This is a genomic window from Nocardia transvalensis NBRC 15921 (genome assembly GCF_000308875.1).
Classification (GTDB): Bacteria; Actinomycetota; Actinomycetes; order Mycobacteriales; family Mycobacteriaceae; genus Nocardia; species Nocardia transvalensis.
Map to the genome: position 1 here is coordinate 1 of NZ_BAGL01000014.1, position 22,215 is coordinate 22,215.

Annotated in this window: 18 protein-coding genes; 11 read left to right on the forward strand and 7 right to left on the reverse strand. The window is 70.2% G+C overall.

Going from position 1 to position 22,215, the window contains the following annotated elements:
* The first annotated feature begins 30 nt into the window (after window positions 1-30).
* From ON41_RS05960 to ON41_RS05980, 5 genes are read left to right on the forward strand one after another with little or no spacing between them, the layout of a single operon-like run.
* The gene (locus ON41_RS05960) at window positions 31-357 is read left to right on the forward strand and encodes a PE family protein (protein WP_040745851.1); all 327 of its coding nucleotides are present in this window, start codon (window positions 31-33) and stop codon (window positions 355-357) included.
* Between the two features lie 4 nt (window positions 358-361).
* Complete coding sequence (locus tag ON41_RS05965) at window positions 362-1,339, forward strand: PPE domain-containing protein (protein WP_040745852.1); 978 nt, start codon at window positions 362-364, stop codon at window positions 1,337-1,339.
* Window positions 1,336-2,130 (forward strand): ESX secretion-associated protein EspG, encoded by a 795-nt coding sequence (locus ON41_RS05970; RefSeq protein ID WP_040745854.1) that lies wholly within the window; start codon window positions 1,336-1,338, stop codon window positions 2,128-2,130. The genes ON41_RS05965 and ON41_RS05970 overlap by 4 nt, the downstream gene beginning before the upstream one ends.
* A gap of 53 nt (window positions 2,131-2,183) precedes the next feature.
* Window positions 2,184-2,477, forward strand: coding sequence for a WXG100 family type VII secretion target (locus tag ON41_RS05975; RefSeq protein ID WP_040745855.1), 294 nt, complete (start codon window positions 2,184-2,186; stop codon window positions 2,475-2,477).
* Window positions 2,478-2,526: 49 nt separating this feature from the next.
* Window positions 2,527-2,829 (forward strand): WXG100 family type VII secretion target, encoded by a 303-nt coding sequence (locus tag ON41_RS05980; protein WP_040745856.1) that lies wholly within the window; start codon window positions 2,527-2,529, stop codon window positions 2,827-2,829.
* 57 nt (window positions 2,830-2,886) lie between these two features.
* Here ON41_RS05980 and eccE read toward each other — a convergent pair whose 3' ends face one another.
* Complete coding sequence (gene eccE, locus ON41_RS05985; protein ID WP_040745857.1) at window positions 2,887-4,590, reverse strand: type VII secretion protein EccE; 1,704 nt, start codon at window positions 4,588-4,590, stop codon at window positions 2,887-2,889.
* 238 nt (window positions 4,591-4,828) lie between these two features.
* Between eccE and eccB the strand changes: the two genes are divergently transcribed.
* Window positions 4,829-6,334 (forward strand): type VII secretion protein EccB, encoded by a 1,506-nt coding sequence (eccB, locus tag ON41_RS05990; RefSeq protein ID WP_040745858.1) that lies wholly within the window; start codon window positions 4,829-4,831, stop codon window positions 6,332-6,334.
* 31 nt (window positions 6,335-6,365) lie between these two features.
* On the opposite strand, the gene eccA is transcribed toward eccB, so the two are convergent.
* Entirely contained in the window at window positions 6,366-8,216 is a 1,851-nt protein-coding gene (eccA, locus tag ON41_RS05995; RefSeq protein WP_040745859.1) for a type VII secretion AAA-ATPase EccA, read from the reverse strand.
* A 187-nt stretch (window positions 8,217-8,403) separates the two neighbouring features.
* Here eccA and eccD point away from each other — a divergent pair, with 187 nt between their 5' ends.
* From eccD to ON41_RS06010, 3 genes are read left to right on the forward strand one after another with little or no spacing between them, the layout of a single operon-like run.
* Window positions 8,404-9,879, forward strand: a complete 1,476-nt coding sequence (eccD, locus tag ON41_RS06000; RefSeq protein WP_040745860.1) for a type VII secretion integral membrane protein EccD — start codon at window positions 8,404-8,406, stop codon at window positions 9,877-9,879.
* The gene (mycP, locus tag ON41_RS06005) at window positions 9,876-11,288 is read left to right on the forward strand and encodes a type VII secretion-associated serine protease mycosin (protein WP_051161025.1); all 1,413 of its coding nucleotides are present in this window, start codon (window positions 9,876-9,878) and stop codon (window positions 11,286-11,288) included. The genes eccD and mycP overlap by 4 nt, the downstream gene beginning before the upstream one ends.
* Before the next feature lie 7 nt (window positions 11,289-11,295).
* Window positions 11,296-15,357, forward strand: coding sequence for a type VII secretion protein EccC (locus tag ON41_RS06010; RefSeq protein WP_040745861.1), 4,062 nt, complete (start codon window positions 11,296-11,298; stop codon window positions 15,355-15,357).
* Window positions 15,358-15,362: 5 nt separating this feature from the next.
* On the opposite strand, the gene ON41_RS06015 is transcribed toward ON41_RS06010, so the two are convergent.
* Both ON41_RS06015 and ON41_RS06020 read right to left on the reverse strand, forming a co-directional pair.
* Window positions 15,363-15,935, reverse strand: coding sequence for a GNAT family N-acetyltransferase (locus ON41_RS06015; protein WP_051161026.1), 573 nt, complete (start codon window positions 15,933-15,935; stop codon window positions 15,363-15,365).
* Complete coding sequence (locus ON41_RS06020; protein WP_051161027.1) at window positions 15,932-16,771, reverse strand: GntR family transcriptional regulator; 840 nt, start codon at window positions 16,769-16,771, stop codon at window positions 15,932-15,934. Before ON41_RS06020 ends, ON41_RS06015 begins: the two co-directional genes overlap by 4 nt.
* A gap of 285 nt (window positions 16,772-17,056) precedes the next feature.
* Here ON41_RS06020 and ON41_RS06025 point away from each other — a divergent pair, with 285 nt between their 5' ends.
* Window positions 17,057-17,452 (forward strand): DUF4254 domain-containing protein, encoded by a 396-nt coding sequence (locus tag ON41_RS06025; protein ID WP_246829456.1) that lies wholly within the window; start codon window positions 17,057-17,059, stop codon window positions 17,450-17,452.
* A 3-nt stretch (window positions 17,453-17,455) separates the two neighbouring features.
* On the opposite strand, the gene ON41_RS06030 is transcribed toward ON41_RS06025, so the two are convergent.
* Window positions 17,456-17,977, reverse strand: coding sequence for a hypothetical protein (locus tag ON41_RS06030; RefSeq protein WP_040745863.1), 522 nt, complete (start codon window positions 17,975-17,977; stop codon window positions 17,456-17,458).
* A 124-nt stretch (window positions 17,978-18,101) separates the two neighbouring features.
* On the opposite strand from ON41_RS06030, the gene ON41_RS06035 reads away from it, so the two are divergent.
* Window positions 18,102-19,091, forward strand: a complete 990-nt coding sequence (locus ON41_RS06035; protein ID WP_040745865.1) for a GlxA family transcriptional regulator — start codon at window positions 18,102-18,104, stop codon at window positions 19,089-19,091.
* 5 nt (window positions 19,092-19,096) lie between these two features.
* Here ON41_RS06035 and ON41_RS42895 read toward each other — a convergent pair whose 3' ends face one another.
* The gene (locus tag ON41_RS42895; RefSeq protein ID WP_246829457.1) at window positions 19,097-21,127 is read right to left on the reverse strand and encodes a MinD/ParA family ATP-binding protein; all 2,031 of its coding nucleotides are present in this window, start codon (window positions 21,125-21,127) and stop codon (window positions 19,097-19,099) included.
* Window positions 21,128-21,297: 170 nt separating this feature from the next.
* Window positions 21,298-22,101, reverse strand: a complete 804-nt coding sequence (locus ON41_RS41390; RefSeq protein ID WP_157185376.1) for a hypothetical protein — start codon at window positions 22,099-22,101, stop codon at window positions 21,298-21,300.
* Window positions 22,102-22,215 lie beyond the last annotated feature (114 nt).

The following is a 22,215-nucleotide window of genomic DNA, read 5'->3' on the forward strand; positions in this document are numbered from 1 at the left end:
TCTGACACGGTCCGAATACAGGAGGTAACCATGGCCCTCAGTGGTGCGGAAATCGATGGTGTCCAGTTCGATTCGACGGCGGCCCTGGCGGCCGCGCAGCGTCTCGACGGCCTGGCCGACCGGCTCGAGGCCGGTATGCGTGCCGACGAGGGCGCGCTCACGGTGCCCCCCGCCGGGGTCGACGAGGTCTCGGTCCGCGCGGCGGGAACGATGAGCCAGGTCGCGGCGTCCTACTCGGAGAGCTCCGCCTCGGGGATTCACGAACTGCGCAAGCTCGCCGCCACGCTGCGGTCGCAGACCGGGCAGTTCGCGCGCAGCGAGGACGAGAGCGTCGCCGAATTCGGCGGGGTGGGCTGAGCCGATGATCGAACCGCCGCAACCCGGATTCACCGGGGTGGTCTGGCCCGCACGCGAACCCGACCGGCTCGCGCGCGATCTGACCACCGGGCCGGGCGCGGTTCCCATGGCCGAGGCCGGGGCCGCGTGGTCCCGGCTGGCCGCCACTTTCGGTGCGGCCGTAGTGGAGTACGACCAGATCGTCGCGAGCCTGCGCGGCGCCTGGCAGTCGCAGACCAGCGGGCCGGTGCTGGACAAGGTCTCGACCCTGCGCGACTGGCTCACCGATGCCGCGGCCGCCGCGACGGCCAACGCGCAACGCGCCGGCGTCCAGGCCGCGGCCTACGAGGTGGCGCGGATGTCGATGCCCAATGCCGGGGAACTCGCCGCGCTGCAAGCGATTCAGCAGGTGCTCCAGCAGCTCGGCATCTCCCTCGGTTCGCCGCTGAAGGCGGTCGCCGCGGGCGCCGACGAGGACACCGATATGGCCAAGGCGGCCGCCGCCCGGGTGATGCAGACCTACGAGGGCGCGACCGAACCCCTGGCGATGCCCTGGCATCAGGAACAGCCGCCGGTCATCGCCCCCGCGGCCGCGCTGGAGGCCGAACAGGCCACCGCGGCGCAGTCGGCGGCCGCCGCGGCCGACATGGCCGCGGCCGCGGGCGTGCCGCGGATCGCGATGCCGTCGCTGCCGGGTCCGGTCACCGTGCCGCGGGTGCTGACGGCCTACCAGGCGCCGGCCTTCGCGAAGGCCGCGCAGGCGGCGGAAACCGTTGTGCCGCAGACTACTCCGGCACAAGCGACGAGCTCGTCGCCGCTGCCGTACGCGCCGATGGCCCCGGCCGCGAACGCCGCGCAGGAGGAAGAGTACGAGCCGCGCGCCGGATACGCCGGTGAGGACATCGGCGCCGATCTCGGCATCGTCGCCGCGCCGGCGGTGCTGGGCGAGGTCGCCCCGCGCGGTCCGGGCGGTGCGACCGCCTCGTCCGGGGGTGCCGCATGACGGTGGTGACCAACGACGGCCTGCTGGTACTCGCCGAACGCCTCGGCGTCCAGACCCTGCCGCTGGTGCTTTCGATAGGCCCGCAACAGGATTCGTTCGACGAGTGGACGGTCGCGCAGCGCCGGGCGGCGACGGCGCTGACCGGCGCGGGCGTCATCGACGGGCACGGCGAGGTCGATCCGGATCTGGCCGCCACCCTGCACACGCTGTCGCAGCCCGATCGCGAACTGGTCGCGCGGGTGTTCACCGCCGGCGCCCGGCCGGTCCGAATCTGCCTGGCGCGCCGCGGCGAACAATGCGCGCTGGCGGTCCGCACCGAGGACGACGTGGACATCACGTCGGTCTGGGCGGACGAGCCGGCCGCCGCGCTGATGCGCCCGGTCTTCGACGCGCTCGGTGCGTGCCCACCGGCGGAGGTCGCGAATTTCAGCGCGCTGTCCGACGACTTGGCCGAGCGGCTGGACGCGGCGAAGACCTCGGCCGACTACGCCGACGCGGTCTACGCCCTAGGGGTCGCCACCCACGACGCCACCGCCTACGGCCTGGCCTTCGCGTCCTGCCACGCCTACGCCGAGATCGTGGCCTACGACCACGACGACGGCATCACCACCCGACCTCCCGGAGCGGTCGTGATCTACGACACCGGCCGCGGCCGGATCGTCGCCGCTCCGAATGCCGCGCCGGACCAGCGAGTCTGGTCAACCGTCACACCGGGCACCGATCACCGGGTCGCCCAGGCGATTTCGGCGCTGATCGAGTCGCTGCCCGGGGGGAGGTGGATGGCCCGATAGCTACACGCCCGACTCAGTGACTACGACAACTCGACTACGAAAGAGGTTCCAAGATGGTTCACGTTGATCCGGCACTCGCGAAGAAGGCCGAGCAGGCGATGGCTGCGGCCGTCGACAACATGCGCAGCGCGCTGCACAAGATCGATACCGACGTCACCAATGCCGCCGGGTGGCGCGGCGAGGCCCGCGACGCGTTCGGCGCGGCCGCGGAGCACTGGGGCAAACAGTCGGACAAGATTCATGCGCTGCTCAACCGCATCACCGAGCAGGTCGGCCACGGCTCCAAGCAGTTCGAAGCGATGGAGACCGACAACCACGCCGAGTTCCAGCACCTGATGGGACTGTAGGCAACCGTCCGAGTTCGACATCTGACAATCAGCTTCGAAGGAGCCAGCAATGAGCGGTGGAGTACAGGAATACAAGTCGGCCGAGATGATGCAGCTGTTCAACGATCTGAACACCTCGCACGGCAATCTGATCAACTACGGCAACGATATTCACGACGCCAAGGGGATTCTGCAGAACGCGTGGGAGGACAACAAGGCCCACGAGGACTTCCAGGTGATCGCCCAGCAGTGGGACAAGGAGTACCAGGACACCTTGACCGTGCTGCAAGAGGTCGCCAAGGCGGTCGAGAAGGCGCTGACCCGCGCCCTGGGCACCGACGGCAAGATCGGCGACGGTTTCTCCGGTCTCTGATCGAGTTCGCCGGACGGCCGGCCTCCCCGGTGGCGGGGGAGCCGGCCGTTTCGTCTATTACCGTGTGGTGACCAGGGATTCGCCGATGTAGCGCATCTCGTCCGGCGTGGTCACCATCTGTACCGTCGCCTGCGCCGCGGGAGTCCGCACGGTGATCACATTGGGCGCGCTCTCGTCCTGCGCCAGGGTGATATCCGGGTCGAAGTGGCCGCCCTCCTGCCGCGGCGAGCGGACGTGCACGATGGTCGCCCCGCCGCTCGAGGAGGCGGGGACGGTGCCGTCGAAGACCAGCACGGTGGACATCGAGGCCGGAGTGCCGGGGTGCGCGATCGGCAGCACCGCGTGCGAGCCGGTCCCGGCCAGCCTGGGCGCGAGCGAAAGCAGTTGCGGCGCATTGACGTTGCGCACCATCGACTGCCACGCCTCCGGCCGGTGGGTGTGCACGACGGCGCGCGCGCCCAGCGCGATGGCCCGCAGGACCACCTGCTGCGCCAGGTCCAGCTTGCCCACCACCTCCACGTGCCGGGTGCCCTCGCCGACCAGTGGCACCGCGATGCCCTGCCCGGTGGCGTCGGCGCCGATGAGCTGACCGCATCCGGCGGTGGGCACCACGATCTCGGTCAGCGCCGTGATCGGGCCGCGGTGGCCCGGATCGGCCGCGCGGCGGGCCTGGCTGCCGATCGGGAGCGTATCGAGCAGGGTCGGCAGCTGGCGGCCGGGCAGCGCGCGCAGGCCGGAAACCGGTGGGGCCGAGAGTTCCGCGGCGGTATCGAACCGGACGACCGCGTCCAGCACGATGGCCGGGGGACCGTCGTCGTGCCCCGATCGCCGCGGCGACGGCTTGAGCCGCAGGCTGACGGTGGTCGCGATGCTGGGGGTGGCCCACAGGGCCGCGAAGCCGGCGGAGTTGATCAGGTCGGCGCCGATCTCGTAGCTGGTGAGGCGCAAGTCGCCCGCATGCAGCGACGCCGGGGATTCGGCCAGCTCGTCCAGGGCGATGCCGTGCGTGAGTTGCCGTACCGCGCCGTTCATCTCGTTCGCGGTCAGCACCGAGACGGCGATATCGCGGGCGGCCAGCCGGTTCGCGACGCGGCGAGTGGCGATCACGGCCGAGCGGATCGTGCCCGTGGCGCCGCCGCCGCGGCTGTCGACCGCCTGGGCGTTGGCCAGCGGATCCAGCCGCAGCACCAGCCACACCGTGCGGTGCGCGATGGCCGGCAGCGGCCCGAGGATCCGGTCGTACAGCTGCGCCACGAAACCCGTTCGAGCGGTGCGGGATCCGGTGCTGATCACGTCGATCGACGCCAGGGTGATGTCGAACTGGCCCAGGCAGCGGGCGATCTCGGCCAGGGGCAGCAGCTGATCGGTGCTGAGGGCGCCGCGGCGCAGCAGCGTCAGGGAGTCCGGCGGCGGTTCGATGCGCAGCATCGTGATCAACCGGTCGCCGTCCCAGCGCAGTCCGTAGCTGCCGCCCTCGGGCAGCGGCACGTCGAACGGCTCCGGATAGGTCCGGTCGCGATCGCGCCTGCGCCGCCAGCGGTATCCGAGCGACAGGGCGACGATGCCGGCGACGGTGCGCGGATCCCTGCGGCGCACCGGCATCAGGCCGACGACCGCGACCGCCGCGCCGATACCCGCCGCCGCGAGGACCGGCAGCCGGCCGGCCAGCGCGCCCCAGACCGCCGCGGCCGCGAGCAGCAGCACCGGAACGACCAGGCGCAGCGGATAGAGCCGGAAGAGTGGGAATTCGGGATCCCGCAAAACTTCGGTCTTGCGTGATTCTCCGGAATGTGTACGGACGATTCGGGGCGGCGATATATTTCCGTCGGCGTTGGCTTTGGCGTCTACCATGGTTTCCCGGTCGTTCACAGCGATGTCTGGTGTTCTTTGCGAGATCTTCGGTTATTAACCGATGTACGTCCGGGCAAGGCGGTTGCCGGCCCCTAATTACGGTACCGTGTCGAAGGATAAAGGCGCAGTCGGAGATTGTGGAGTTTGCGTGCCGGCACAACTGACAACCCGGGCTCAGGTCAATGGGTATCGCTTCCTGCTACGCCGTCTCGACCACGCACTGGTGCGTCGCGACGTCCGGATGCTGCACGATCCGATGCGCTCGCAGTCGCGGTCGCTGCTCGTCGGCGCGGTGCTCGGCCTGATCGCGGTGGCGGGGTGCGCGATTCTGGCGTTCCTGCGCCCGCAGGGGTCGATCGGCGACGCGCACATCGTGATGGGCAAGGACAGCGGCGCGCTGTACGTGGTCGTCCCGGACGGTGACGGCAACAACCCCGACAAGACGAAGGCCACCCTGCATCCGGTGCTGAATCTCGCCTCGGCGCGGCTGATCACGGGTTCCAGCGAATCCCCGAGGTCGGTGAAGGACAGCAAGCTCGGCTCGATGCCGCGCGGCCCGCTGCTCGGGATACCCGGCGCCCCCGGGGCGTTGCCCGCGTCCGGTCAAGGCGGGCGCTCGGACTGGACGCTCTGCGACGCCGTGGCCCTGTCGTCCACCGGCAGCGCGGCGGGCGCGACCAGCGCCACCATGACGGTGCTGGCGGGCCGTCCGCGGCTGGACGACCGGATGCACGCCACGCAACCCGGTGAGGCGCTGCTGGCCAAGCGTGGCGACAAGACCTACCTGATCTACGACGGGAAACGCGCGGTCATCGATCCGCGCAATACGGTGATGGCCCGCTCGCTCGATATGAGCGCGCGGCCGCGCCCGGTCACCACGGGCCTGCTCGACGCTGCCCGCGAGGTCGCGCCGCTCACCGCGCCGCAGATCCCGCAGGCCGGGCAGCCGGGTCCGGGCAAGCTGTCGGGCGTGCCCGTGGGCGGCGTGGTCTCGGTGGTCAGCGTCGTCGATCCCGAACATCCCAGCATGTACGTCGTGCTGAGCGACGGTGTCCAGCCGGTGAGTTCGTTCGCCGCGCAGGTGATTCGTAATGCCGATTCGCACGGGATGAGCGAGATCAAGCGCATCCCGCCGGATCTGCTGGACGGCGTCCCGATGGTGAACTCGCTGCCGGTGGACCAGTTCCCCGAGCAGGCCCCGAAGATCCTGTCGGCCGAGGACGCGCCGGTCGCGTGCCTGTCCTGGTCGAAGCCCACCGGGCCCGGAGCCTCGGCGGACGGGCCCGCGGACCGCGCGACGGTGACCGTGCTGGCCGGAAACCGGCTGCCGCTACCGGATTCCGCGAAACCGGTCGTCATGGCCAGCGGCGGCGCCCGCGATCACGTGGAGGCGGTGTACGTGCCGCCCGCCACGGGTGAATTCGTGCAGGTGACGGGCATCGAGCCGGGCAGTCCCCGTCGCGACGGGCTGTTCTTCGTGGCGGACAACGGCATTCGCTACGGCATCCCGGACAAGGAGACCGCCGCGCAGCTCGGTCTGGAGAAGACGCCGCGCCTGGCGCCCTGGGCCGTGGTGGGCCAGCTCGTACCCGGGCCGACGCTGAACAAGACCGACGCCCTGGTCAGCCACGACACACTGCCGCAGAACGGCTAGCCACTCCACGCGCACAGCGCCCCGGAACGCGTTACGGGCCGGACAGCAGGCCCGGCGCGGCCGGGAGGCCCAGCGAGCTGATCAACCCACTCAGCGCCGTCCGCATATCGGGCTCCTCGATGCGCATCAGCAGGGCTTCGTCGGCCGCGGTGAGGTCGATCGAATCGTCGTTGGCCAGGCGGAATTCGCGCTCCTCCTCGGCGGCCTCGATGACGTTGCGGATGAAGCGGCCGTTGCCCGCCTGGTCGACGCCGCGGCGGGTCTGGCCGCTCTGGTCGGTGCTCTCGGCCTGGTAGAGCGTCTCGCACGCCTCCACCAGCAGCCGCATCGCGTCCTCGGACAGTTCCGAATCGCGCTTACCCGCCACGACCTGGCCGATCTGCCCGAGTTCGGTCGCCGTGTAGGACGGGAACTGCAGGCGCTTGGAGAACCGGGACGCCAGACCGTCGTTCGCGGCCAGGAAGCGGTCGATCTCGCCGTCGTATCCCGCGATGATGACCACCAGCCGGTCGCGGTCGTTCTCCATGCGGGCCAGCAGCGTATCCACGGCCTCGCGGCCGAACGCGTCGCCGCCGGACAGGCCGGTCTGGATCAGCGTGTAGGCCTCGTCGATGAACAGCACGCCGTCGAGGGCCGAGTCGATGAGCGTCTCGGTCTTGATCGCGGTGCCGCCGAGGTGCTGGGCGACGAAGTCGGCGCGCTTGGCCTCGACCACCTTGTCGGTCTTCAACAGGCCGACGCCGCAATAGATCTTGGCGACGACGCGCGCGATGGTCGTCTTACCGGTGCCCGGCGGTCCGGTGAACGCCAGGTGCTGCCCGCGCGAGGCGCTGGCCAGCCCCTTCTCGGCGCGGATCTTGGCGAGCTGGGCGCTCGACTGCAACTTCGCGACCTGCGTCTTCACCGCCGTGAGGCCGATCTGCTGCTCCAGTTCGGCGCGCGCCTCGGCGAGGATGCGCTGTGCCCGGTCCTCGTGCTCGGCCTGCTGGATCGACTCCGTCGACGGCGCCGACGCCGGATCCCAGCGATCGGTGCGGGAGTCGATCTGCTCCTTGCTGGTGAGGGTGAGGCGGTAGGCGCGGTCGCGCATCGCCTCGGTGTTCGCGGTGAAGTCGGGGGCCTGGGAGTAGACCTTCTCGAACAGCGCCTGCGCCTCGGACTCGTTGCCGGTCTCGCGCAGGCACAGGCCCCGGCAGAACATCGCGGTGGTGCGGGCGGCCGGAATAGGGCCCGCCTCCGCCTGTTCCATGCGGCGGATGGCCTCGCCGAACAGGCCCAGCTGCGCGCAGGCCGAGCCCACCATCACGTGCGCGCCCGCGGCGAGATACGGATCGTCCCACTCGGCGGAGCCGGCCAGTACGGCCATCACGTCCGGCCAGCGCTGCGTGTTGTAGTGCAGCACACCGCGGACATAGGCGCAGATGCGATCGTCGGCTTCACGATCCGGATCGTTCAGTTGCCCGCGGCGGTGTTCGGCCAGTTCGTCGAGCACCCGCTCGGTCTCGTCGTATTCGCGGTCGGCCATCAGCTTCGACGCGTAGGCCAGCGAGATCTCGGTGTAGCCGGCCAGGGGATAGTCGATGTAGAGGCCGGGGAGGAACCGCCCGGCCAGCACCCGCGGCGCCAGCCCGAGGCGGCGCTGCTCGCGGTAGAGCGTGCTCGAGCTGGTCTTGTAGAGGTTGAACACCACCTCTTCGGTCATCTCGCCGGCGGCGGCGCGGCCCAGCCACGCGTCGCACATCGTCGGGTCCCATTCGGTTGCCCGCTGGAACGCCAGCTTGGCGTACTCGAGGTCGCGGGCGGACTCCTGACCGTCGATGCTCAAGCCGAGAGACAGGATTCCGGCGTCGAAGGCGCGCTGTGCTTGGCGGTTGCCGCTCATGAGTGTTCAACCCCGAAATCTTCGTTTGTGATAATGCGTGCGTTCATCCCTCCGCCAGACTACCGATCGCGTCGGCGGGTTCAGTTCGATAGATTAGATTTTGCGGCCGAATGGTTGCAACGTGAGTGTCGTCAACGGTGAGGGTCGTTTCACAGGTGTTCACGAAAGAGTGGGGGGTGGACAGCAATTGACCGAGCCGTCAGCGGCCGGAACTCGTGCCGTAGAACCCGAATTGTGCCGGGTCTCCGTGATCGGTGGAAACACCCAGCTCGACGTCGGCTTGCCGGCGACCGTGCCGATCGCCGCATTCATCGGTGATCTGGTCGAGCTGATCGAATCGCGCACCGTGGACGTGACGGAGTCGGACGACGGCGCCGTGCCGTTGCGGACCCGGCACTGGACCCTCGCCCGGCTCGGCCGGGACGCGATCTCCGCGAGCCGCACGCTGTCGGAGGCGGAGGTGTTCGACGGCGAATTGCTGGTGTTGCGCGAGGTTTCGGCGAAGGAGTCGCCGGCCCTGTTCGACGACGTCATCGATGCGGTCTCCCGCCTCACGTCGGCCGACTTCCGCGGCTGGTCGCCGTCCGCCGCCCGCTGGACCGGCCTGGTGGCCGCCGTGCTCGCGGTGGTGGCGGCGCTTCTCGTGCTGGCGGTGTCGCGCACGAACGGCGACGGGCTGGCCGCGCCGTTCGTGCTGACCGGATGCGGGCTGGCCGCGGGTGTGGCCGCCGGATTCGCCGCCCGCACGTACGCCGACGAACTGACCGCCACTTGGCTCGCGCTGATCGGAGTGCTGCTGCTGTTCGGCGGCGCGGCGCTGTTCGTCCCGGGCGGGCTGGGCAGTCCCCATCTGCTGCTGGGATTTTCGGTCACGCTCGTGGTCGCGGTGATCGGCTACCGCGTCATCGGTGTGGGCGCGACGATGTTCTCGACCGCCGCCACCGTCGCGGTCTTCGGCGGGATCGCCGCCGCGGTGCAGCTGATCTGGGATCTGGATCTGCCGCAGATCTCGGCGGGCCTGCTGATAGCCGGTATCGCCGTGATTTCCCTGGTGCCCCGGTTCGCCGCCGGGCTGGCGCGACTGCCGGTGCCGCCGGTGCCGACCGCGGGCGCCGCCATCGACCCGGCCGATCACGAGCCCCGCCCCACCATCGAGGGCATCGGCGCCATCGGCGCCACGGCCCTGCCGTCGGCCGTCGGACTGGGACAGCGCGCCAAGGCCGCCAACCACTATCAGTCCGGCATGATCGCGGGCTGCACGATCGTCGCGGTGCTGGGCGCGCTCGGCGCCGCGGATCCGTTCGGCGACGTGGGCTGGCAGGGCATCGCGCTGGCTCTGGTGACGGCCGTCGTCCTGTGCCTGCGGGGCCGCTCGTTCGCCGATCTCACCCAGGCGGCGACGCTCATCGGCGGGGGCGGGACCCTCGTCGTGGCGCTGAGTGTCGGTCTGGCACTGGGGAATCCGGACTACCGGTTGCCGGCGGCCGGGGTGCTGCTGCTGTTCGCCGCGGCCGCGGTGGGCTTCGGGGTGATCGCACCGCACGTCGAGGTGACTCCGGTCACCCGGCGGGCCGGCGAGATCTTCGAGTACCTGCTCATCGTCGCGCTGATCCCGCTGGTGCTGTGGATCATGGACGTGTACTCGGTCGCGCGGAACATATGACGGCCGCGACCCCGGTTTCCCGGCTGCTCCGGTTGGCCTGTGGCGCGGCGGTTCTCGGCGCGGCGATATTCGCCTGGCCGGCCGCGGCGACCGCGGTCGCGCCGCCGACGATCGATCCGGGCGCGCTCGCGGCAGCCCAGGCGCTGGCCGGTCGCGCGGCCCCGCCCGACCCGACCGAGCCGAAATCCCTGTGCGCCGAGCCGACTCTGGTCGGCGCCCCGCCCCGGGACGTGCCGATCGCCCAGCAGGTGCTGGACCTGCCGACCGCGTGGAAGTTCAGTACGGGCGCCGGGCAGAAGGTGGCCGTGATCGATACCGGCGTGACCCGGCATCCGCGGCTGCCCGCACTGCAGGCGGGCGGGGACTACGTCTCCGACGGCGACGGCACCTTCGACTGTGACGGCCACGGCACGCTGGTCGCCGGAATCATCGCGGCGCAGCCCGGCCCGGACGACGCCTTCGCCGGTGTGGCGCCGGGCGCCGAGATCCTCTCCATCCGCCAGCTGAGCCAGATCTACGACACCAAGGGCGGCGGCGGGCAGAAGCCGCCGGGCGCCATGGCCGAGGGCGGGTACGGCACTGTGCTGACCCTCGCCGCGGCCGTCGTGCGGGCGGTGGACATGGGCGCGACGGTGATCAACATCTCCGAGGTCGCCTGCGCCCCGGCCGGAAGCGATACCGCCGACGCCCCGCTGGGCGCGGCGATCAAATACGCCTACGACCGCAATGTGGTGGTGGTCGCGGCCGCCGGAAACCTGCAGCAGGGCGGTGCGTGCGAGAAGCAGAACACCGGAACCGGCTGGGATTCGGTGCATACCGTCGCCACCCCCGCCTGGTTCAGTCCGTACGTACTGACCGTGGGCTCGGTCGATCCCGACGGCAAACCGTCGGACCTGTCGCTGCACGGGCCGTGGATCGGCGTGGCGGCGATCGGGCGCAAGATCGTGTCGCTGGACAGCAAACGCGATGCCACCGGACTGGTCAACGGCGTGCAGACCCAGGAGGGCATGTCCGATATCCAGGGCACCAGCTTCGCCGCGCCCTACGCCGCCGGACTCGCCGCGCTCGTGCGCGCCCGCTATCCCGAGCTGAGCGCCGCACAGGTCATCGACCGTATTCTCCGCACCTCCCACGGGCCCGGCTCCGGGCACGACGACCGGGTGGGGCACGGCCTGATCGATCCGGTGGCCGCGCTGACCGCGGAGCTGCCGGAGACCCCGATCGGCGCCGCCGCCGATGTGCCCAAGCCCATCGCGGCGCCCGTGTGGCCCCCGGGGCCCGATCCGCGCCCGCGCCGCATCGCGGTCGTCGGGTCGATCACCTGTCTGGTGGCCCTGGGAATCGGTGTGGCCGTGGCAATTCCGTTCCGGCGTCGGTCACACGACGATGCCGATCCGAATCTGGACTGAGTGAATTATGGCAACCGAAGGATTCGTCCGACGTCCCCGCATCGCCCCGCCCCGTCCGCCGGGCGGGGAGGTGGCGCTGAGCTCGCCGCCGGAGGTGCAGCGGCCGATGCCGGCCCCGCTGCTGATGAAGCTGATGCCGGTGGTGATGGTCGTCGCCGTGGTCGGCATGATCGCCATGATGGCGATGATGGGTCGCAACCTGTTGCAGAACCCGTACATGCTGATGTTCCCGATGATGATGCTGATGTCCATGTTCGGCATGATGTTCGGCATGCGGGGGATGGGCCCCAAATCCGCCGGCGAACTCAACGAGGAACGCAAGGACTACCTGCGCTACCTGGACCAGATCCGCAAGGAGGTCCGCCGGACCGGGGTCAAGCAGCTCGAGACGCTGTCCTGGAGCCATCCGGAACCGGCCGATCTGTACTCCGTGATCGGGACCCGGCGGATGTGGGAACGCCGCCCGGCCGATCCCGATTTCGGGCATGTGCGCGTCGGCGTCGGAAGTCACCGGCTGGCAACCAAACTCGCGCGTCCGGAGACCGGACCGCTGGAGGATCTGGAGCCGGTGTCGACGGTGGCGCTGCGCCGCTTCGTGCGCAGTCACTCGGTGGTCCACCACCTGCCCACCGCGGTCTCGCTGCGCGCTTTCCCCGCCATCAACATCGACGGGCCGCCGGAGGACGCGCGCATGCTGGTGCGCGCGATGCTGATGGAACTCACCGCATTTCACGGCCCCGACCATCTCATCGTCGCCATCGTCTGCGCCGACCCCGATACGCCCGCGTGGGCGTGGGCGAAATGGCTTCCGCACCTGCAACATCCGTCACAGCGCGACGGGATGGGCTCCGCCCGCATGATGTATCAGTCGCTGGGCGAGCTGGAGACCGCGCTGTCGGCCGAACTGCTCGAACGCGGCCGGTTCATGCGCAATCCGCAGCCGACGCAGGGCCGCGTCCATCTGGTGGTGGTGATCGACGACGGCTACGTCAACGGAACCGAGCGCCTGATCAGCGAATCCGGGCTGGATTCGGTCACCGTGCTCGATCTCACCGCGCCCGAGGCCGGGCTGGCCGCCCGGCGTGGCCTGCAACTGGTCGCGGCCGGCGGCGAGGTGTCGGCGCGCAGTGCGGCGGGCGTGGAGAAGTTCGCGAACGCGGACCGGGTCGACTTCGCCGAGGCGGAATCGTTCGCGCGCCACCTCGCCCGCTACCGGATCGCCACCGCGGCGCAGATCGTCAGCCTCGGCGACGACACCAGCGCCGACCCCGGCCTGATGGCGCTGCTGAAGATCCCCGACGCCGCCCAGATCGATCCGGTGAAGGTGTGGCGTCCCCGGACGGCCCGGGAGCGGCTGCGGGTGCCGATCGGCGTCACCCCCGACGGCACGCCCGTCGAGCTGGACATCAAGGAGTCCGCCGAGAACGGGATGGGGCCGCACGGATTGTGCATCGGCGCAACGGGTTCCGGTAAATCGGAATTCCTGCGGACGCTGGTGCTGTCGATGGTTACCACGCACTCGCCGGACGCGCTGAACCTGGTTCTCGTCGACTTCAAGGGCGGCGCGACCTTCCTCGGCCTGGATCCGCTGCCGCACGTGGCCGCGGTCATCACCAACCTCGAGGAGGAGCTGTCGCTCGTCGACCGCATGAAGGACGCGCTGGCCGGTGAGATGAACCGCCGCCAGGAGCTGCTGCGCTCGGCGGGCAACTACGCCAACGTCAACGACTACGAGAAGGCCCGCAACGCCGGCGTCCCGCTGGATCCGCTGCCCGCGCTGTTCGTGGTCGTCGACGAGTTCTCCGAACTGCTCTCGCAGAAGCCGGATTTCGCGGACCTGTTCGTGATGATCGGCCGACTGGGCCGCTCGCTGCACGTCCACCTGCTGCTCGCCTCGCAGCGCCTGGAGGAGAACAAGCTGCGCGGCCTGGACTCGCACCTGTCCTACCGCATCGGCCTGCGCACCTTCTCCGCCAACGAATCCCGCGCCGTCCTCGGTATCACCGACGCCTACCACCTGCCCGCGGTGCCGGGCTCCGGATACCTCAAGAGCGACGCCTCGGATCCGTTGCGGTTCAACGCGACCTACGTCTCCGGGCCCTATGTGGCGCCACGCGGCGGCGGCAATGTGATCGAGGCCAGCGAATACGTCGACCAGCCGCCGCGGGTGTTCACCGCCTCGCCGGTGGAGAAGCCGGTGATCGAGACGGACGGCACGCCGGGGAAGGGCGGCTTCGATCCCCTGGAACTGCCGCCTCCGCCGCCGTCCTCGCAGGGCGGTGAGGAGGGCGGAATCCCCGATACGCTGCTCGAGGTCGTCGTCCGGCGCCTGACCGGGCACGGCCGCCCCGCGCACGAGGTGTGGCTGCCGCCGCTCGAGGAATCGCCGACGGTGGACATGCTGCTGCCGGATCCGGATTGGCGGTCGCCGGTCAACCGGCACGGCCAGCTGTGGATGCCGATCGGCATCATCGACAAGCCCTACGAGCAGCGTCGCGACGTGCTGACCATCAATCTGTCCGGCGCGCAGGGCAATATCGCCGTGGTCGGCGGTCCGCAGTCGGGCAAGTCGACGACCCTGCGCACCATCATCATGGCCGCCGCCGCCACCCACACCCCCGAGCAGGTGCAGTTCTTCTGCCTGGACTTCGGCGGCGGCAGCATGACCGGCCTGGCGGGCATCCCGCACGTGGGCTCGGTCGCGACCCGGTTGGATTCGGATCGCGTGCGGCGCACCATCGCCGAGCTGACCACGCTGGTGCGCGAGCGCGAGGAGCGCTTCACCGCGATGGGCATCGAATCGATGACGGAGTTCCGCCGCCGCAAGTTCGCCGCGCTGGACGCGAACGGCCGCCTGCCCGCCGACCATCCGCTGGCCGACGACCGCTTCGGCGACGTCTTCCTGGTCATCGACGGCTGGGCGGTGATCCGCGAGGAGTTCGAGGTGCTTGAGGGTGATGTCAACGCCCTTGCGGGACAAGGTCTTTCCTACGGCGTCCACGTGATGCTGGGCGCGTCGCGCTGGGCCGAGATCCGGCCGGTGATCAAGGACCAGATCGGTACCCGCATCGAGCTGCGGCTCGGTGATCCGTCGGATTCCGAGATGGGCCGCCGCACCGCGGGTTCGGTGCCGATGAACCGTCCCGGCCGCGGCCTCACCTCCGACCAGCTACATATGCTGGTCGCGCTGCCGCGGCTGGATTCCGACTCCGATCCGCAGAGTATGGCCGACGGCGTCGCCGCCGCCCGCGAGCAGCTCCAGGCGCTCTACCCGGACCGGCGGGCGCCCGTGGTCCGGATGCTGTCCGGCGAGATCGAGCGGGAGAAGGTGCTGGCGTCGGCCGCGGAGCGCGGCATGGAACTGAGCCCCACCCGCATCGCCGTCGGCATCGGCGAGGCCGAATTGGAGCCGCTGGTCCTGGATTTCGGGTCCGAACCGCATTTCATGGCGTTCTTCGACGTCGAATGCGGCAAGACCACGCTGCTGCGCAATATCGCCATGGGCGTGTGCGAGCAATCGACGCCCGAGCAGGCGCGGATCATCCTGGTCGACTACCGGCGCACCATGCTCGGGGTGGTCGACGACGATCACCTCGCCGGCTACTCGACCTCGTCGCAGACGTGCGGGCCGATGGTCGCCGAGATCGCCAGCTACCTGTCGCGGCGCATTCCCGGCTCGGACATCACGCCCCAGCAGTTGCGCGAGCGCAGCTGGTGGACGGGGCCCGAGATCTACATCCTGGTCGACGACTACGACATGGTGGTCGCGGCGGGCGGCGGCATCAACCCGCTGACGCCGCTGGTCGAATATCTGCCCCAGGCACGCGATATCGGGATGCACCTCGTCGTCACGCGGCGGACCGGCGGTGTGTCGCGGGCGCTGTTCGATCCCATCCTGGGCGGTATGAAGAACCTGTCGGTCGACACGCTCATCGGAAGCGGCCCGCGCGACGAGGGCCGGCTCATCGGCGATGTGCGCCCGACGAAACTGCCGCCGGGGCGGGGGATTCTGGTCTCCCGCACACGCGGCCAGGAGATGGTCCAGATCGCGCACCTGCCGCAGCTGTAACCTGTTCAGCGAGTTTGCAATTCGGCCCGGATCACGGGCGTGGGGACCGGCGGCACCCAGCTGGCGGCCCGGCGCTCGAACAGGGCGCCCGACGGGCCCTGGGCCTCGGGGCCGGCGATGCGGACCAGATCGAAACCGGCGCGCTGGTAGTAGTTGTGCAGCGCCGCGTTGGTGGTCCACGCGTCGAGGCGGACCCAGGTGCGGTGGCGGGCGCGGGCCAGGGCGGCGGCGTGGGCGAGCAGGGTGGTGCCGACCCGCAGCCCGGCGAAGCGCAGGTCGACGATCATGTAGTGCACGATGACGGCGTCGGCGATCTCGCCCGGTGACCAGAGGCCCTCGTCCGCACGGTCGTTCACGGTGATGGTGCCCGCCGGTTCGCCGTCGACCTCCGCGATCCAGGTCTCGCCCGCCTCGAGCGCGCGGCCGACCGCGCGGGCAAACAATTCGATCGGCAGTCCCCGCCCCTGCGGAGTCCACTGATCCGAGCCTCGAGCCGCAAGCCAGGTCGTGCGCTGGAGCCGTAGTCGGCAGATCGTGCCGAGGTCGTCCATCTGAGCCTGGCGGATGCGGAGTGTCATGGCGGCCCGGGCACCAGCGAGTTACCGAAGGAATGCAGATTGCCGGGCGGGTGCGCCGTGCCCAGCGTGCGGCGGATGACCTCCGTGCCGTCGTCGTCGCCCAGTTCGTAGGCGAGGCGGTTGCGTGCGGCGATGGATCGCTGCCTGGTCACGCGGGTGATCCGGGTCTGATTGGCGCCGATGCGCAGGTGGTCCAGCAGCATGGTGCCGATGCCGACGCCCAGGACGGCCGCCTCCTCGGCCGTGGCGGGGCGGGCGACGATGGTGTCGCGGTGCGCGGTCTCGGGCTGGCCGCGGTCGGCGAGTCTGCGCGTGGTGCCCTCAGGGATGTCGTGCGGGAAGTCGATTCCGGTGGCCTCCGCCAAGTCCCGTGGATAGAAGCTGACCTCCCACGACCACGGCTCGTTGTCGAGATACTGGACCACCGTCCGCGACACCACCCAGGAGTCTTTGGGGATGCCCAGCCAGTGCGCCACGTCGGCGCCGGCCGGTTCCATACGGGCGCTGAACTGCTTGGACGGCTCCCGGCCGACGGCGCGCGCGATCTCCGAGAAGATGTCGTTCGCGGATTTGGGCCGGTCCGGCCGGATATGATTGGTGACGACCGATTCCAGGACTTCCTGGCTACGCACGATGGTGCCACGCGACGTGGCGGTGTACAGCAGGTTTTCGGCAACGAGGACCTGGATCGCGTTGCGGGCGGTGGTGATCGAGACCTGCATCTGGTCGGCCAGCTCGTTATGGCTGGGTAGTCGATCGCCCGGTTTCCATGTCCCGTTGCGGATCTCCTCCCGGAGGAGGTCTGCGATCCGCTGGTACCTGGGACCGTCCGCCATCTCGCTCCTCGGTTGTGTCTTCAAGAAAAAGAAGTCTACTCCGTGGGTCCAGCGGGCGTGTGACCCTTGACACACGCTTTCAGAGGTTTATTGTAAGGAACGTCCTGAACATATGTGTTGTAACGGCGATGACGGCGAGGCAACGTGGCTGGTTCGGAGACATCCCAGACGATGGTGGTGGCGGCAGTGCCCGATATGCCGCATGCATCGATGGCGGTCCAATCTTTGACGACCGGCTTATTGCCGAGTTCGGACCTGATGCTGCGCGCCTGTCGAGGTCACCGGGTGATCGGCGGTCCGTTGTTATGGTTCGCCCGTGATCTCGCGGTGCTACACGAGCGTCGGCTGATCGGTCGCGGCGGTGCCGCGCCGGCACTCGACGCGACCGCGACAGTCGAGATCGAGCGCCGCCGAGCCGAACTGGTGATGGCGATCGACGACTGGATCTCGCGCACCGTTCCGCAGCATCGGCTCGGCGCCACCCTGCACACGGAGACCATCGGCTCGGTCATCGACCGGCTCGCCGAGGCGTCGGTCCGCGCCCATCACGCGCTGATGACGCTCGACGCCAACGACGAGATCCTGCACGGCGCCTGGCACCACCTGGCGGAACTGGCCGACGGCTACGACGACCTGGTGCGCGACGTGCTCGCCGGTCGGCGGCGGCTCCCGGCCTGGTAGCGGTCAGCGCGAGGGCACCCCACACGATCGCAGCGCCCGCGGCGTAAGGCTCCATGCCTGCCGCGGGCGCTCCGTCGTGCCGAGATCGATCACCCGGTTCGACCATTCGCCGTCCATGACGTCGGCGTGCCGGACCGTGTTCCAGCCGAAGGGCATCTGGTGGACGAGTTCGCCGCGCTCCTCCAGGCGTTCGACCAGTTCGGAGAGCACGTCCAGAGCATCGGCGAGTCCGGTCAGGACATCGATGTCCGGATTCGTCGCGCCGCGACCGGCCATCGCCCAGCGCGCGAATCCGTCGATCACGATGTACCCGGAATCGGTCTGCGCCGCTATGCACTTGACGATCGTGGCGGCGGTCTCGGTCACGGCCAGATCGCCGCGGTCGACGCCGATCGCCAGCACCAGGCAGTCGAAGAACGGCCGGGTGGCGCCGACGACCGCGGTGGGTTCGAGATCGACGGCGCACGGGTGGGCGGCCGTGATCCGGTAGTCGAAGCTGTGGCAGCGGTTGGCGTAAATCCTCATCGGGTGTTCCTGCGTAGGTTGTGAGCCGCGATCATGGGTGTCGCTTTGGCTCTGTGAGAAACCTTAAAGAGCCGATTCTCCGGATAGCAGTGTCGTAACCGACACATTCAGTACTGTTTGCGACATGGATGTTGCAGTGTTAGCTGTGGACGGCGTCGCCGACTTCGGTCTCGCGGCCGTACTGGAGGCCTTCCACACCGCCAACCTCCTGCTCGGCGAGCTGGACAGCGCGCCGGAGCCGTGGCAGGTGCGGGTGGTCTCCACCGGGACCAGCGTCCGGTCCGGCCACGGCCAGCTGGTGCCGACCACTCCGCTGCCCGAACTGCCGGGCGATATCGGGCTCCTCGTCGTGCCGGCCGTCCTGATCACCGATGCCGACGGCCTGATCGACCTGGTCTCCTCCGCGCCCAGCCGCGGTGTGCTGGAACGGATTTCGGCCGCCGAGCGGGACGGCGCGCACCTGGCCGCGGCCTGCACCGGCACGTTCTACCTGGCCGAATCCGGTGTGCTGGACGGAATACCGGCCACCACCAGCTGGTGGCTCGGCCCGGCGTTCCGGCGGCGCTATCCCCGGGTGGAACTCGACGAGGAGCGCATCCTGTGCCGCGCCGGGCAGGTCACCACGGCCGCGGCGGTGCTGTCCCATATCGACCTCGCGCTGGCGGTGATCGCCGCGCAGAGTCCCGCCTTGGCCGAACTGGTCTCGCGGTTCTTCCTGGTCGGGGACCGGCGGGTGCAGGTCGCGATTCCGGAACTGGTGGCCCGCGGCGATTCGCTGGTCGCCGCCTTCGAGCGCTGGGTGCGCGACAGTATCGCCGAACAGTTCCGGATCGCCGACGCGGCCGCCGCGCTCGGCGTCACCGTGCGCAGCCTGCAACGCGCCACGCAGGCCGAAATCGGCATGTCGCCCAGGGATTTCGTCAACGAGATCCGGCTGGAACGCGCGACCCACCTGCTGCGCAACACCACGCTGACCGTCGACGCCGTGGCGGCCCGGGTGGGTTACCTCAACCCCGGCACGCTGCGCTCACTGTTCCGGCGGCGCCGGCGGCGCAGCCTCGCCGAGGTGCGCGCCTCCCCGCTGTCCTGGGAGGAGACGCTGGTCCGGCGGTAGCGCGATCAGTACTGATAGAAGCGGCGGTGATCGGTCGCGAAATCGTCCGCGACGGTCGCCGCCAGTTCCACCAGGGCGCGCTTGGTGTTCTTGTGCAGGCGCGCCAGATCGATCTCGGCGCCCTCGGACAGGTGCGGGTCGTAGGGGATGATGTGCACCGCGCGGCAGCGCGAGAGGAAGTACTCGCGCAGCTGCTGGATACCCACATTCGGCGAACCCGGCCGCGGCAGGTTGATCACCACGACGGCATTGCGGACCAGGTGATCGTGACCGTGCAGGGACAGCCAGTCCAGCGTGGCCGCGGCGCTGCGCGCGCCGTCGATGGCCGACGACGAGATCAGCACCAGCGAATGCGCGAGATCCAGCACGCCCGCCATGGCCGAATGCATCAGGCCGGTGCCGCAGTCGGTGAGGATGATGTTGTAGTACCGCTGCAAGACGCGCGCGACCCGCCGGTACTCGTCCTCGCTGAAGGATTCCGACGCGGCCGGATCCCGTTCGCTGGCAAGCACTTCCAGGCGGCTGGTGGCCTGCGAGGTGTGCCGCCGGACGTCGCCGTAGCTGTTGATCGCCTGATCCAGCAGCAGATCTCGCACCGTGGACCGGGTCTGCAGCGGAACCCGCTGCGACAGCGTGCCGAAGTCCGGGTTGGCGTCGACCGCGATCACGCGGTCGCCGCGGACCGAGGCGAAGATCGAGCCGATACCCATGGTGGTGGTCGTCTTGCCGACGCCGCCCTTGAGCGACAGCACCGCGATCCGGTAGTCGCCGCGCACCGGCTGCCGGATGCGCGCGACCAGCTCCTGCAGGCGACGCTCCTCGGCCGACATGCCCGGATTGATCGAGCCGCCGGACATGTGGTGCACCGCGCGCCGCCAGCCCGACCCGGGAGCCTTCTTGGCCCGCCGCACCGGGACGTCGTCGAGCGAGGGCTGCATGCCCTGCGGGTACTGCGGCGGCTGCTGATACTGCTGCGGCGGTTGGTATTGCGGCGGCTGCGGTTGCCCGCCCCACTGCTGCTCCGGCGCGGGAGACTGCCACTGCCCACCCTGCGCGGGCCCCTCGGCCGGTGCCGCGTACCGCGGGTCCACAGGCGGGTCACCAACCGGCGCACGGCCGTTGCCACCGCTTTGGGGGCCGTAGTGCTGCGGGTCGCCGACCGGCGCGCGGTCGTTGCCGCCAACTTGGGGGCTGAATTGCTGCGGGTCGCCGACCGGCGCGGGGCGGTTGCCGTCGCCTTGGGGGCTGTAGTGCTGCGGGTCGCCGACGGGCGCGCGGTCGTTGCCGCCGCTTTGGGGGCTGTAGTGCTGCGGGTCGCCGATCGGCGCGGGGCCGTTGCCGCTGCCCTGGGGGCCGTAGTGCTGGGTGACGTCCTCGGCGCTCGGCTGTCGGGTGAATCCCGTTGCTGCGGTTCCGGTTCCGGCCTGGTCGCCGGGCGGGGCGGGGTAGGGAGTGGGCGGTGCGGTGAAATTCGGGGAGGCCGTGCCGGCTCCGTCCGCGGGCCGGGGAGTGCCCTCGTGCGGAGTGCTCGGCCGGCTCGCGAATGGCTGTGGCGTGGAGGCGGTTCCGGTCGCGCCCTGTGCGGGGCTCGGGTCGGGGATGCTCGGGGCCGGGCTGTCGGACCGGAAGTCGTTGCGCGGAGCGCTCTCGGGGGCCCGGGGGCTGGGGGTGTCCGTGAACGATGGGCTGCGGTCGCCGGGGAGAACCTCTGGACCGGTTGCCGCAGTGCGGCTTTCGTCGCCGACCGGGCTCTCCTGCGGCGCGGCATCGTCCTGCGAAGGCGCGTCGGCTGCCCGCTGCGGTGCGCGTTCCTCGAGGAACGGGCTCAGGCGCGCCGGGGGCGCGTCTGGGCCGGGCGGGATCGCGGCGGATTCCCCGGTCGTCCGGGGGTCGGCGGACCCACCCAGCCACTGGGGCGCGGGCTCTTCCGCGGGGGCCGGAGCGGCTTCGCCGGGGCCGGGCGGTTCCGGCAGCGGCGGCCGGCTCTGGGCGCGCTCGGGCGGCGGCGGCAGATCGGGCCGATTCGTGACCCGCATCGTCTGCTCGACCGCATCGGGCGACGTCGACCCGGAAAACGCCTGGGGCGCAGGCGGAATCGGCGGCTGCTGCCACGCAGGCGGCGCACCCTGCCCCTGCACATCCGGCCGAGGCCCCTGAAACGGCCCGTCCTGCCCCGGGCCTTGCGACGGCCCGTCTTGCCAGGTGTTCAGCGGCGGTGCGTCCGGGCGCGGGCCTTGGGACAGAGCTTCGGGGTTGGGGCCTCGGGATGGCCCGTCTTGCCAAGCGTTGGGCGGCGCGTCCGGACGCGGCCCTTGAAACGGTCCGTCCTGCTGCGGGCCTTGGGCCGGCCCGCCCTGCCAGGCGTTCTGTGGCGGTGCGTCGGGGCGCGGGCCTTGCGGCAGAGCTTCGGGGTTGGGGCCTTGGGATGGCCCGTCTTGCCAAGCGTTAAGGGGTGGTGCGTCCGGGCGCGGGCCTTGGGGCGGTCCGTCTTGCCAGGTGTTCTGTGGCGGTGCGTCGGGGCGGGGGCGGGGGGAGGGGCGTCCGGGTAGGGGGCGCGGGGATCTTGTTGTGGGGGGAAGCCGGTGCTCGGGCGGGGGTCCGCTACTGCGCCGCGACCTTGCGCGTCCCAGTGGTCGCCACCGGGACGCTGGGGCGGTTCGGGCTGGAATCCGCCGTCGGGGCGGAAGGACTCCGGTGTGCGGTAGGACGGATCGCCCTGCGCCGGAACGGCATCGGGCATAGGGGGCGTGCCCCAGCTGGACGGCGGCTGCTGGTCCTGCTGATCGGACTTGTCCTTGCGCCACGTCCGGCGCTTCTTGCCGGAGTCGGGATCCGCCTTGTCCTTGTCCTTGTCGTCGGACTTGCGCTTGGCGCGCTTCTTCAGCGACCCCTGTTCGGGAATCAGCTCCTGATGCGGCAGGTTCTGCACCGGGGCCTCGTAGCCGCTCTGCGTGACCTCGCTCTCGGACAGCCACGGCGGCAGCATGGGGAGTTCGTTGTTACGACTCACGACTGCGCCTCACCGATCCCCCTGGATCTGCTGGACCTTTACCTGGACAGGCCGTAGTTTACGCGAGCGCACACCGTGGCGAAGGACGTGCTACCCACCGCTGGTACGCCGTGC